This is a genomic window from Streptomyces sp. NPDC056486, assembly GCF_042795295.1.
Lineage (GTDB): Bacteria > Actinomycetota > Actinomycetes > Streptomycetales > Streptomycetaceae > Streptomyces.
In genome coordinates this window covers 24,734-36,990 of record NZ_JBHTSF010000092.1, presented here as the reverse complement: position 1 = coordinate 36,990, position 12,257 = coordinate 24,734, and the positions used below count along the sequence as shown (strand labels likewise).

At 68.1% G+C, this 12,257-nt stretch carries 11 protein-coding genes; 4 read left to right on the top strand and 7 right to left on the bottom strand.

What is annotated here, in order from left to right; all coding sequences use genetic code 11:
- Positions 1-17 precede the first annotated feature (17 nt).
- The 5 genes from mctP to ACFQ7F_RS29820 all read right to left on the bottom strand — a co-directional run bounded on the left by mctP (position 18) and on the right by ACFQ7F_RS29820 (position 5,323).
- Positions 18-1,667 carry a monocarboxylate uptake permease MctP gene (gene mctP / locus ACFQ7F_RS29840; RefSeq protein WP_383276729.1) on the bottom strand — a complete coding sequence of 550 codons (1,650 nt, stop codon included), beginning with the start codon at positions 1,665-1,667 and terminating at the stop codon, positions 18-20.
- Positions 1,664-1,933 (bottom strand): DUF3311 domain-containing protein, encoded by a 270-nt coding sequence (locus ACFQ7F_RS29835; protein ID WP_249587841.1) that lies wholly within the window; start codon positions 1,931-1,933, stop codon positions 1,664-1,666. Before ACFQ7F_RS29835 ends, mctP begins: the two co-directional genes overlap by 4 nt.
- Positions 1,934-2,087: 154 nt before the next feature.
- Entirely contained in the window at positions 2,088-2,285 is a 198-nt protein-coding gene (locus tag ACFQ7F_RS29830) for a YbdD/YjiX family protein (protein ID WP_160507150.1), read from the bottom strand.
- Positions 2,282-4,441 carry a carbon starvation CstA family protein gene (locus tag ACFQ7F_RS29825; RefSeq protein WP_383276724.1) on the bottom strand — a complete coding sequence of 720 codons (2,160 nt, stop codon included), beginning with the start codon at positions 4,439-4,441 and terminating at the stop codon, positions 2,282-2,284. The genes ACFQ7F_RS29830 and ACFQ7F_RS29825 overlap by 4 nt, the downstream gene beginning before the upstream one ends.
- A gap of 108 nt (positions 4,442-4,549) precedes the next feature.
- A complete protein-coding gene (locus tag ACFQ7F_RS29820) occupies positions 4,550-5,323 on the bottom strand; it encodes a GntR family transcriptional regulator (RefSeq protein WP_383276747.1) in 774 nt (257 codons plus the stop codon).
- A 286-nt stretch (positions 5,324-5,609) separates the two neighbouring features.
- Between ACFQ7F_RS29820 and ACFQ7F_RS29815 the strand changes: the two genes are divergently transcribed.
- The 4 genes from ACFQ7F_RS29815 (at position 5,610) to ACFQ7F_RS29800 (ending at position 10,310) form a co-directional block, all read left to right on the top strand.
- The gene (locus ACFQ7F_RS29815; protein ID WP_383276721.1) at positions 5,610-6,884 is read left to right on the top strand and encodes an extracellular solute-binding protein; all 1,275 of its coding nucleotides are present in this window, start codon (positions 5,610-5,612) and stop codon (positions 6,882-6,884) included.
- A gap of 107 nt (positions 6,885-6,991) precedes the next feature.
- Positions 6,992-7,972, top strand: coding sequence for a carbohydrate ABC transporter permease (locus ACFQ7F_RS29810; protein ID WP_383276718.1), 981 nt, complete (start codon positions 6,992-6,994; stop codon positions 7,970-7,972).
- 29 nt (positions 7,973-8,001) lie between these two features.
- Positions 8,002-8,808 carry a carbohydrate ABC transporter permease gene (locus ACFQ7F_RS29805; RefSeq protein ID WP_383276744.1) on the top strand — a complete coding sequence of 269 codons (807 nt, stop codon included), beginning with the start codon at positions 8,002-8,004 and terminating at the stop codon, positions 8,806-8,808.
- Positions 8,809-8,816: 8 nt separating this feature from the next.
- Complete coding sequence (locus tag ACFQ7F_RS29800; protein ID WP_383276715.1) at positions 8,817-10,310, top strand: glycoside hydrolase family 3 protein; 1,494 nt, start codon at positions 8,817-8,819, stop codon at positions 10,308-10,310.
- Positions 10,311-10,437: 127 nt separating this feature from the next.
- On the opposite strand, the gene nagB is transcribed toward ACFQ7F_RS29800, so the two are convergent.
- Positions 10,438-11,223: a glucosamine-6-phosphate deaminase gene (gene nagB / locus ACFQ7F_RS29795; RefSeq protein ID WP_383276712.1), complete on the bottom strand. Its 786-nt coding sequence runs from the start codon at positions 11,221-11,223 to the stop codon at positions 10,438-10,440.
- 220 nt (positions 11,224-11,443) lie between these two features.
- Positions 11,444-12,202: an SDR family oxidoreductase gene (locus ACFQ7F_RS29790; RefSeq protein WP_383276709.1), complete on the bottom strand. Its 759-nt coding sequence runs from the start codon at positions 12,200-12,202 to the stop codon at positions 11,444-11,446.
- Positions 12,203-12,257 lie beyond the last annotated feature (55 nt).

Sequence of the window (12,257 nt, the reverse complement as noted above, 5' to 3'; positions counted from 1 at the left end):
GTACGTAGGGGAGAGGCTCAGTGCCCGCCCGGCGCTCCCGCCGTGGCCGGCGGAAGGTCCTTCACGACGCCGGGGTCGCCCGCGTCCGCCGTGTAGTCCCCGGGGGAGGTCTCGTCGATGCCGTCAGGGGCCTTCATGGCGCGCAGGACGAAGGTGAGGACCACGGTGACCACCACGTTCAGGACGAACGCCGTGAGGCCGATGTAGCCGATCTCGCCGATGCCGGGGATCTCCTCGGACGAGCCGCCGAAGTGCTTCTGCGTCGGCGAGGCGACACCGTACGCGGCGACCGTTCCGTAGACCATGCCGACCGCCCAGCCCGCGAGCAGCGCCCAGCGGTGGAACCACCGCGTGAACAGGCCGCCGACCAGCGCGGGCATCGTCTGCAGGATCCAGATGCCGCCCAGGAGCTGGAAGTTGATCGCGACCGTCTTGTCCATGGTCAGGACGAAGGCGAGCGCGCCCACCTTCACCAGGAGCGAGACCAGCTTGGAGATCTTCATCTCCTGCGCGGGTGTCGCGTCCGGCTTGAGGAAGTCCTTGTAGATGTTCCTGGTGAAAAGATTCGCGGCCGCGATCGACATGATGGCCGCGGGCACCAGGGCGCCGATGCCGATGGCGGCGAAGGCCACGCCGGTGAACCAGTCGGGGAACATGTTCTCGAACAGCTGCGGGATCGCCAGTTGCCCGTTCTCGACCTTCACCCCGGCCGCGATCGCCATGAAGCCGAGCAGCGCGAGCAGGCCCAGCATCAGCGAGTAGAGCGGCAGGATCGTGGTGTTGCGGCGGATCACGTTGCGGCTCTTGGAGGAGAGCGTCGCCGTGATCGAGTGCGGGTACATGAAGAGCGCGAGCGCGGAGCCGAGCGCGAGCGTGGCATAGGTCCACTGCCCGGTGTGCCCCGGCGCGAGACCTGCCACGGGCTTGCCCGCCGCCTCGTTCGTCGCCGAGAACTTCTCGTTCGCCGCCCGGAAGATTTCGTCGAAGCCGCCGAGCTTGATCGGGATGTAGATGATCGCGACGGCGATGACGAGGTAGATCAGACCGTCCTTCACGAACGCGATCAGCGCGGGGGCGCGCAGACCCGACGAGTACGTGTACGCGGCGAGCACCGCGAACGCGATCAGGAGCGGCAGGTCCTTGATGAACCAGTTGGTGTCGGGACCGCCGCCGACGCCCATGACGTCGAGCACGGCCTGGATGCCGACCAACTGGAGCGCGATGTACGGCATCGTGGCGAGGATGCCGGTGACCGCGACGGCAAGCGAGAGCCCCTTGGAGCCGAAGCGTCCGCGCACGAAGTCCGAGGTGGTCACGTATCCGTGCTTGTGCGACACGGACCACAGGCGCGGCAGGAAGGTGAAGATCAGCGGGTAGACGAGGATCGTGTACGGCACGGCGAAGAAGCCGGCCGCGCCCGCCGCGTAGATCGCCGCGGGGACGGCCACGAACGTATAGGCCGTATAGAGGTCGCCGCCGAGCAGGAACCAGGTGACCCAGGTGCCGAACGACCGGCCGCCGAGGCCCCATTCGTCCAGGCTCTCGGTCTCGGCCTTGCGCCAGCGCGCGGCCAGGAAGCCCATCGCCGTGACGGCGACGAAGAAGAAGATGAAGACGGCGAGGGCGATGCCGTTGATGCCGCCCGTGTCCGCTGCGAGCACGTTCATCGGGTCGCACCCCCCTGGGCCTGCTCGGCCTTGCGGGCGCGCTGGTCACGCTGCCACAGCTTGTAAGCGATCATGGTCAGAGCGGTGGAGATGAGCACCCACAGCATCTGGTACCAGTAGAAGAACGGGATGCCGATGAAGGTCGGTTCGACCTTCGCGTAGGAGCTCACCCAGAGCATCGCCACGAACGGCGCGACGAGACAGAGGGCAATGACCACGCGGACCGGCGTGATCACCGGTCTGCTCACTTCAGGCGCATCTGACACTTCGCGGCACCGCTTTCTCGCTTATCCCACCTTTAACCTGCGGGAAATCTAAGCGAGAGTATTGATCTATGGAACCCCCGTCCGGATAACGGACGTGCCGAAGCACCTGATCAGCACTTGATCGGCACTTGATCGGCACCTGATCGGCGCCCGATCAGCAGCAGCGGAACCCTTGCCTGGGGTCTGACTCCTGTTGGTCCGTCCGCATTCGCTCGAACTCCCTCCGGGACGGGACGGATGCCCCGGGATGCGTCTTCCTCGTGTGCGCGACATAACGGTCGTACGCGGACTCGTCGGTCAACTCCCGTGCGTACCACCGCACCCAGCGCAGCCCGCGGAGCACCCACGTCATGACGGGACCCCCGAGTCGCTGGTGGCCTGCTCCTTCGCCTTCGCCGCGGCCAGCTCCGCCTTCTCCTCCTGGGTCGGTACGAGCCCGGCCGGTGCGGTTAGCTTCGACTCCACGTACTCGGCCTCGCTGAGTCTCGACGACCGCGGGTCGCGGACGTGCCGCACGCAGATCCGGGCCGCGTCCGCGATCACGATGACGATGAGCAGGGCGAGCGCGGCCGAGAGGACGCCGTCCACCGTGGAGTTGGTGACGACGGTGTGCATGTCGTCCATGGACTTGGCGGGCGGCAGGATCTTTCCGTCGTCGATCGCGTCCTGGTAGATCGAGCGCTGCTTGAAGAAGCCGACGCGCGGATCGCTGGAGAACACCTTCTGCCAGCTGGCGGTCAGGGTCACCGTGGCGTCCCAGGCCAGCGGAACCCCGGTGATCCAGGCCCACTTCAGGCGCCCCGACTTCACCAGGAGCGTCGTGCAGACGGCGAGCGCGACCGCGGCCAGGAGCTGGTTGGAGATGCCGAAGATCGGGAAGAGCTGGTTGATCCCGCCGAGCGGCTCGTGCACGCCCACCCACAGGAAGTAGCCCCACAGGCCGGTGACGACCGCGCTCGTGACGATGAGGCCGGGCTTCCAGCTGACGTTCTTGAAGGGCTTGTAGACGTTCCCGAGCATGTCCTGGAGCATGAAGCGGCCCACGCGCGTGCCCGCGTCGAGCGCGGTCAGGATGAACAGCGCCTCAAACATGATCGCGAAGTGGTACCAGAACGCCTTCATGGAGCCGCCGGTGACCTTCGAGAAGATCTCGGAGACACCGACCGCGAGCGTGGGCGCGCCGCCGGTGCGCGAGAGCAGCGAGGACTCCTCGACGTTCTTGGCGGCCTGCGCCAGGTCCTCGGGGGAGATGGAGTACCCGAAGCCCGCGACCGCCTGGGACGCGGCCTGGACGTTGTCCCCGATGACCCCGGCGGGCGCGTTCATCGCGAAGTAGAGCCCCGGGTCGATGATGCTGGCCGCGACGAGCGCCATGACCGCGACGGCCGACTCCATCAGCATGGAGCCGTAGCCGATCATCCGGATCTGCGTCTCCTTCTGGACCATCTTCGGCGTCGTGCCCGAAGAGATCAGCGCGTGGAAGCCGGACAGGGCCCCGCAGGCGATGGTGATGAAGACGAACGGGAAGAGCGATCCGGCGAAGACGGGGCCGTCGCCGCGTGAGGCGAAGTCGGTCACCGGGTCCATCTTCAGCGTCGGCAGCGTGACGACGACGCCGATCGCGAGCAGCAGGATCGTGCCGATCTTCATGAACGTGGAGAGGTAGTCGCGCGGCGCGAGCAGCATCCACACCGGCAGGATCGAGGCGATGAATCCGTACGCCACCAGCCAGATGACCAGCGTCGACGGCGCGAGCGTGAAGGTCTCGGCGAGGGACGACTCGGCGACCCAGCGTCCGGCGACGAGCGCGATGAGGAGCAGCGTGATCCCGATGAGGGAGACCTCGCTGACCCGGCCGGGACGCAGGATCCGCAGGTAGAAGCCCATGAACAGCGCGATCGGGATGGTCATCGCGATGGAGAAGGTGCCCCACGGCGAGTCCGCGAGCGCGTTGACGACGACGAGCGCGAGCACCCCGAGCAGGACGATCATGATGGCGAACGCGGCGAGCAGCGCGGCGGCCCCGCCGAAAGGACCGATCTCCTCGCGCGCCATCTGGCCGAGCGACTTGCCGTCGCGCCGTGTGGAGAAGAAGAGGACGACCATGTCCTGCACGGCGCCCGCGAAGATCACCCCGACGATGATCCAGATGGTGCCCGGCAGATACCCCATCTGCGCCGCGAGCACGGGCCCCACGAGCGGTCCCGCGCCCGCGATCGCCGCGAAGTGGTGGCCGAGCAGGACACGGCGGTCGGTCGGGTGGAAGTCGATGCCGTTGTTCAGGCGCTCCGCCGGAGTGGCCCGGTTCTTGTCGACCTTCAGGACACGGTTGACGATGAACTTGGAGTAGAAGCGATAGGCGATGGCGTACGAGCCGAGGGCCGCGGCCACCATCCAGGCCGCCGACACCTCCTCGTCGCGCGAGAGCGCGAGCACGGCCCAGCCCGCGGCGCCCACAAGCGCGACGAGGGTCCAGATGACGATGGATCGGGGATTCGCTGTGCGCACCGGGTCGTCCTCCCGTTCATCACGTTCATCATGCGATGACGGGAGGACCGTAGAGCAGCACGGCGATCTGGCGCCAGACCCCGGACGAGGGTCAGTGGGCGGGAGGCGTCAGTCGGTGGGGCGTTTGAGGCGTGCCACGAATTTGTAGCGGTCGCCGCGGTAGACCGAACGGACCCATTCCACCGGCTGGCCGCCACCGTCCAGGGAGTGCCGCGACAGGAGCAGCATCGGCAGGCCCACGTCCGTGCCGAGCAGGCCCGCCTCGCGCGGAGTCGCGAGGGAGGTCTCGATCGTTTCCTCGGCCTCCGCGAGATGGACGTCGTACACCTCGGCGAGTGCCGTGTAGAGCGAGGTGTACTTGACCAGGGAGCGGCGCAGGGCCGGGAAGCGCTTGGCCGAGAGGTGCGTCGTCTCGATGGCCATGGCCTCGCCGTTGGCGAGGCGGAGCCGCTCGATCCTGAGCACCCGGCCGCCCGCGCTGATGTCGAGCAGTCCGGCGAGGGTGTCGTCGGCGGTGATGTAGCCGATGTCCAGGAGCTGTGAGGTGGGTTCGAGGCCCTGGGCCCTCATGTCCTCGGTGTACGAGGTGAGTTGGAGGGCCTGGGAGACCTTGGGCTTGGCCACGAAGGTGCCCTTGCCCTGGATCCGCTCAAGGCGGCCCTCGACGACCAGCTCCTGCAGGGCCTGGCGCACCGTCGTGCGCGAGGTGTCGAACTCGGCGGCCAGTGTGCGCTCCGGCGGGACCGGGGTGCCGGGCGGCAGCGTCTCCGTCATGTCGAGCAAGTGCCGCTTCAGGCGGTAGTACTTGGGCACGCGTGCGGTGCGGCCGACGCTCGGGGCTCCGCCCGTCTCGGTTTCTGTACTGCCCGCATCGGTGCCCATGCTCTGCCTTCCCGGCTCCTGTGCTGCTGCCGTCACCGGCTCCTCCGTCTGTCGCGGCTCACATCGTGGCACGTACCGGGCTGAGCTAACTGTGCTCGCTCAGGTGTCGGTCCGATAACGGACCTGACAGCCCTTCTTATACACCCTTGACACCCCTAAAGGTCTAGGCCAAGCTCCCCGTACTGGTCTACACCATTAAAGACCAGGTTCCAGTCCCACGGGCAGATCTCGGTCCTATTGGTCGCTGCGGGTGGGGGGTTGACTGGCATCCCTTGAGGAGGGTGACGTGAAGCGCAAGCTCATAGCGGCCATCGGTGTCGCGGGCATGTTGGTCTCGATCGCAGCGTGCGGCAGCGACGACAGTGACGACAAGAAGGCCGGGGCGGACGGCTTCAAGGGGGAGACCCTGACGCTCTGGGCGATGGACGGCTCCACGCCCGACGGCTGGACCAAGGACGTCAAGGCCGCCTTCGAGAAGAAGACCGGCGCCAAGCTGAACCTCGAGATCCAGCAGTGGAACGGTATCCAGCAGAAGCTGACGACCGCCCTCTCCGAGGAGAACCCGCCGGACGTCTTCGAGATCGGCAACACGCAGACCGCCGCGTACGCCAAGACCGGCGGCCTCGCCGACCTGAGCGACCTCAAGGAAGGGCTCGGCGCCGACTGGACCGAGTCGATCAACAAGTCCTCGGTCGTGGACGGCAAGCAGTACGCCGCCCCGTGGTTCGTCCTGAACCGCGTCGTCATCTACAACAAGAAGGTCTGGGCCGACGCCGGCATCAAGGAGACCCCCAAGACCCGCGCCGAGTTCCTCAAGGACCTCAAGGCGATCGGCTCCAAGACCGAGGCCGAGCCGATCTACCTGCCGGGCCAGAACTGGTACCACTTCGTCGGCCTGACCATCGGTGAGGGCGCAGAGCTGGTCAAGAAGGACGGCGACAAGTACGTCTCCAACCTCACCGACCCCAAGGTCGCTGCGGCCATGAAGACGTACAAGCAGTTCGCGGACCTCTCCAAGGCCCCCAAGAACAAGGACGAGGCCACCCCGCAGCAGGCCGAGGTCTTCGCCAAGGGCAAGACCGGCGCCTTCATCGGCATGAGCTGGGAGGCCGCGACCGCGATCAAGGCCAACCCGAAGATCGAGAAGGACATCGGTTACTTCACGATCCCCGGCGCCACCGCCGCCAAGCCCGAGGGCGTCTTCCTCGGCGGCTCGAACCTCGCCGTCGCCGCGACCAGCAAGAAGCAGGAGCTCGCCAAGGAGTTCCTGAAGATCGCGCTGAACGACAAGTTCGAGGGTTCGCTCGCCAAGGAAGGCGGCGTCATCCCGAACAAGCAGGCCCTGGAGGCCCAGCTCAAGGGCAACCCGGCCGCCGAGGCCATGGCCCCCGCCACCGCCGGCGGCGGCACGACCCCGCTGATCCCGGAGTGGGCCGCGGTGGAGAACCCGCCGAACCCGATCAAGAGCTACATGACCGCGGTGCTGAACGGTAAGTCGAACGACGCCGCCGCCAAGCAGGTCGAGGGCGAGCTCAACAAGCGCCTGTCGCAGAAGCAGTAAGGACGCGCTCCTGCCGGGGAATTCGGGCCCGGGGTCGGTGACGATCCCGGGCCCGGAGCCCCGGCGCAGCGCTGCGTTCCGCGATGCCCACGAAAGAGATGGCGAGCATGACCGTGCAGACCGAACGGCCGCCCTCCGGCCCGACGGACGTCGTGAAAACGGACGGACGGCCGACTGACCCCGGCAAGCCCGGCTCGCGGGCCCGGTCCCTCGGGCCCTACCTGCTACTGCTTCCCGCGGTCGCGGCCACCCTGGTGTTCCTCGGCTGGCCGCTGGTCAACAACGGGATCCTGTCGTTCCAGAACCTCAACATGAGGCAGTTCATCCTCCACCTCACCGAGTGGAACGGGATCGACAACTTCAAGGAGGTCCTCAGCGGCGAGGACTTCTGGCGGGTCACAGGGCGCTCGATCGCGTTCACCGCGGTCAACGTCGTACTGATCATGCTGCTCGGCACCCTGGTGGGCCTGCTGCTCGCACGGCTCGGCAAGCGGATGCGTGTCATGCTCCTGGTCGGTCTCGTGCTCGCCTGGGCGATGCCGGTCATCGCGTCGACGACCGTCTACCAGTGGCTGTTCGCGACCCGCTTCGGCGTCGTCAACTGGGTCCTCGACAAGGCCGGCTGGCACTCGATGGCCGAGTACGACTGGATGGGCAGCCAGTACTCCACCTTCTTCGTGGTCATCGTCCTGATCGTCTGGCAGTCGATCCCCTTCGTGGCGATCAACCTGTACGCCGCGACGACGACGATCCCCAAGGAGCTCTACGAAGCCGCGTCACTGGACGGCGCCGGCGCGTGGAAGCGGTTCACGAACGTCACGATGCCGTACCTGAAGCCCTTCCTCTTCGCGACGACCTTCCTCGAGATCATCTGGGTCTTCAAGGCGTTCGCGCAGGTCTTCGCGCTCAACGAGGGCGGGCCCGACCGGCTCACCGAGATCCTGCCCGTCTACGCCTACATCGAGGGCATGGGCAACCAGCACTTCGGCATGGGTGCGGCGATCGCGCTGCTCACCATCGTCATCCTGCTGGTCCTGACCTCCTTCTACCTGCGGATCGTGCTCAAGCAAGGGGAGGACGAGCTGTGAACGGCACCGCATCGTCGAGGTTCCGCCGCATCTGGCCCAACGCGGTGGCCGTCGTACTCTTCATCGGCTTCGTCTTCCCGGTCTACTGGATGTTCGCCACGGCCTTCAAGCCGACCGGCGACATCATCAGCGAGGACCCGGTGTGGTTCCCGACCGACGCGACGTTCGAGCACTTCAAGACGGCCGTGAACGCCGACCACTTCTGGACGATGGTCGGCAACTCCCTCACCGTCACGCTGCTCGCCGTGGTCTTCTCGCTGATCATCGGCCTGGCGTCGGCGTTCGCGCTCGCCCGGATGCGGTTCAAGGGCCGCAAGGGCTTCATCATCGGCTTCATGCTGGCCCAGATGGCGCCCTGGGAAGTCATGGTCATCGCGATCTACATCATCGTGCGCGACGCCGACATGCTGAACAGCCTGGTTCCGCTCACGCTCTTCTACATGGTGATGATCCTGCCCTTCACGCTCCTGACGCTGCGCGGCTTCGTCGCCGCGGTGCCGCGTGAGCTCGAGGAGTCGGCGATGGTCGACGGCTGTTCGCGGATGCAGGCGTTCCGCCGGGTCATCCTGCCGCTGCTCGCGCCGGGCCTGATGTCAACCTCGCTCTTCGGATTCATCACCGCCTGGAACGAATTCCCGCTCGTCCTTGTCCTCAACAAGGAGGCGGAAGCCAAGACCCTGCCGGTGTGGCTCTCCGGTTTCCAGACCGCCTTCGGCGACGACTGGGGTGCCACCATGGCCGCCGCCTCGCTCTTCGCCGTCCCGATCCTCGTCCTCTTCGTCTTCCTGCAGCGCAGGGCCGTCAGCGGTCTGACCGACGGTGCCGTGAAGGGATAACACGCCATATGACGACACTCACCCGCCCCGCCGACACCCTGACCCGTGACGCCCTGACCGTCCTGCAGCCCGGCTTCGTCGGGACGAGCGCGCCCGACTGGCTGCTCCGCAGGATCGGTGAAGGCCTCGCCTCGGTCGGCCTGTTCGGCCGCAACATCGCCTCGCCCGAACAACTGGCCGCACTGACGGCCCAGTTGCGCGCCGAACGCGACGACGTCCTGGTCGCCATCGACGAGGAGGGCGGTGACGTGACCCGCCTGGAGGTCCGCTCCGGGTCCTCCTTCCCGGGCAACCTCGCGCTCGGCGCGGTCGACGACACCGGGCTCACCCGTGACGTGGCCGCCGAGATGGGCCGCAGGCTCGCCGCGTGCGGCGTCAACCTCAACTGGGCGCCGTCCGCCGACGTCAACTCCAACCCGGACAACCCCGTCATCGGCGTACGTTCCTTCGGCGCGGATCCTCTCCTGGTTGCCCGGCACACCGCCGCGTACGTCGAGGGGCTGCAGTCCGCGGGCGTCGCCGCCTGCACCAAGCACTTCCCGGGTCACGGCGACACCGCGGTCGACTCGCACCACGACCTGCCGCGCATCGGGGTCGACCCCGAGGTGCTGCGGGCGCGTGACCTCGGGCCGTTCCGTGCCGCGATCGCCGCGGGCTCGCGCGCGGTGATGAGCGCGCACATTCTCGTCCCGTCCCTGGACGCCGAGTACCCGGCGACGCTGTCCCGCCGCATCCTGACGGGCATCCTGCGCGAGGAACTCGGCTACGACGGCCTGATCGTCACGGACGGCATGGAGATGCAGGCCATCGCCGCCACCTACGGCATCGAGCGCGGCAGCGTCCTCGCCATCGCCGCGGGCGCCGACGCGATCTGTGTGGGCGGCGGACTCGCGGACGACGAGACGGTCCTGCGGCTTCGTGACGCGCTGGTCGGTGCCGTCCGCACGGGCGAGCTCTCCGAGGAGCGCCTCGCCGACGCGGCCACGCGCGTTCGTGCGCTGGCCCACTGGACCTCGATGTCGGGCGCGGCCGAACGTTCGGGGGGCGCGCCCGGCACCGAGATCGGCCTGGTCGCGGCCCGCCGCGCTCTGACGGTCACCCGGGGCGAGTCCTACGCGGCCCCGCTCACCGAAGCTCCGTATGTCGCCGCCTTCACCCCGATGGCCAACATCGCGGTGGGCGACGAGACCCCGTGGGGCGTGGCCGCCGAGCTGGAACGCCTGCTCCCCGGCACGCAGACGGGCAGCTTCACCGGCGCGGACGCGGGTGCGCTCGCGCTGGCCGAGGCGGGGGAGCGGCGAGTGGTGGCCGTCGTCCGCGACGCCCACCGCCACGCGTGGATGACGGACGCCCTGACCACCTTGCTGACGGCCCGCCCGGACACGATCGTGGTCGAGATGGGCGTTCCCCGGTCATCCCCGAGGGGCTCCCTCCACATCGCGACCCACGGCGCGGCGAGGGTGTGCGGCTTGGCGGCGGCAGAGGTCATCACGGGGGCTTAGGCCCCGCAAGGGGCGCGGGGAACTGCGCGCTCAACCCCAACGCACCCGCAGAAGAGCAGCTACAAACGGAAGGTGCCGGGAACCCCCAGCAGGGGGCACCCGGCATCTTCCGTACCGCAGATTCCGCTTAAATCCCCTGCCAGGCCGGCTTCGCCGCAAACGTGGCCCGGAAGTACTCCCCGAGCTTCAGCTTGGAGGCAGCGGCCTCGTCCACGACGACCGTCGCATGCGGATGCAACTGCAGAGCCGAAGCCGGTACCACCGCGGCAACAGGCCCCTCCACCGTCGCGGCCACCGCATCCGCCTTGCCCTCGCCCGTGGCGAGCAGCACCAGGTGCCGAGCCTCCAGGATCGTCGCGATCCCCTGGGTGATCACGTGGTGCGGCACCTGCTCGATGTCCCCGTCGAAGAACCGCGCGTTGTCCACCCGCGTCTGCTCCGTCAGCGTCTTGATCCGCGTGCGCGAGGCGAGCGAGGAGCAGGGTTCGTTGAACCCGATGTGCCCGTCCGTGCCGATCCCGAGCAGTTGGAGGTCCACGCCGCCGGCCGCCGCGAGCTCCTGGTCGTACGCCTCGCACGCCGCCTGTACATCCTTGGCGCTGCCGTCGGGCCCCATGAAGGACTTCTCGCTGAGACCCAGCGGCTCGACGACCTCGCGCAGCACCACGGAGCGATAGGACTCGGGGTGCCCTGCGGGCAGCCCCACGTACTCGTCGAGCTGGCAGATACGCGCCTGCGAGGCGTCCACGGCACCGGAGCCGACCTTGGCGGCAAGGGCTTCGTAGATGGGCAGTGGGGTGGATCCGGTGGCGACACCGAGCAGGGCGTCAGGCTTACGGCGCACCAAGGCGGCCATGGCCTCCGCGATGAGCTCGCCGCCTGCCTTGGCGTCCGGGACGATGACAACTTCCACGCTGGGCCTGCCGATCTGGAGAGGGGACTCACGGGGCTGGGGAGAGGACCCGCGGGAGCAATGTGGTATAGACCAATCTAGCAGAGCTGGCCCATCTGAGCCCCAGGTTCCCGGGCCCAAGTTCCCCCCGTTCCATGCTCGACTCTCCGCCCCGCCCCCGCCCGTCGAGCACCACCGCCCACCGTCCGCCGCCCATCGCCCGCGACCTGCGGTCGGCGCCCTAGGCCAGCGAGCCTCCCGTCACGTCCATCCACTGGCCGGTCACCCAGCGCCCATCGTCCGACGCGAGGAACGCCACGGCGTCGGCTATGTCCGCCGGGGTGCCGACCCGGCCGAGCGCCGAGAACGCGGCCGCGCCCGCCCAGGCCTCCTTGTTCTTGTCGCCGCGCAGCCAGGCGGCGTTGACGTCGGTGTCCACGATGCCCGGCGCCACCGAGTTGACCGTGATGCCCCGGGGGCCGAGGACCTTGGACAGATTCCGCGTGAACACGTCCAGGGCGCCCTTGGTCATGGCGTACGTCATGATCTCCGGCATGGCCGCGGCCCGCGAGAGGCCCGACGAGATGTTGATGATCCGCCCGCCGTCGCGCAGCCGCCGCTCGCCGAGCTGGGCGATGAAGAACGGCGCCTTGGCGTTGACCGCGAACAGCCGGTCGAACTCCGCCTCGTCGGCATCGGCGAACGGCCGCGACGTGCCGATCCCCGCGTTGTTCACCAGGATGTCCACACCGTCCGCGTGCGCGTCGAACGCCTCCCACAGTGCGGCTGCGTCTCCGGGCACCCCGAGCTCCGTCCCGATGGCGAAGGCGGAGCCCCCCGCAGCCTCGATCACCGCGACCGTCTCCTTCGCCGCCGCCGCATTGCTGCCGTAATGCACGGCGACCCGTGCGCCGTCCCGCCCGAGCCGCTCGGCGATGCCCCGCCCGATGCCCCGGCTGCCGCCCGTGACCAGTGCCGTCTTCCCTGCAAGCGCGCCCATGAAAGCCGCCCCCCTATTTCTCTAGCGGTCGTTACAGAAAAAACCGTAGCGCACT

Coding starts and splice junctions, on each gene's coding strand:
- ACFQ7F_RS29830 (WP_160507150.1), bottom strand. CDS start 2,285: ATGACGTGGGTGCTCCGCGGGCTGCGCTGGGTGCGGTGGTACGCACGG.
- ACFQ7F_RS29790 (WP_383276709.1), bottom strand. CDS start 12,202: ATGGGCGCGCTTGCAGGGAAGACGGCACTGGTCACGGGCGGCAGCCGG.
- ACFQ7F_RS29800 (WP_383276715.1), top strand. CDS start 8,817: ATGACGACACTCACCCGCCCCGCCGACACCCTGACCCGTGACGCCCTG.
- mctP (WP_383276729.1), bottom strand. CDS start 1,667: ATGAACGTGCTCGCAGCGGACACGGGCGGCATCAACGGCATCGCCCTC.
- ACFQ7F_RS29820 (WP_383276747.1), bottom strand. CDS start 5,323: ATGGGCACCGATGCGGGCAGTACAGAAACCGAGACGGGCGGAGCCCCG.
- ACFQ7F_RS29810 (WP_383276718.1), top strand. CDS start 6,992: ATGACCGTGCAGACCGAACGGCCGCCCTCCGGCCCGACGGACGTCGTG.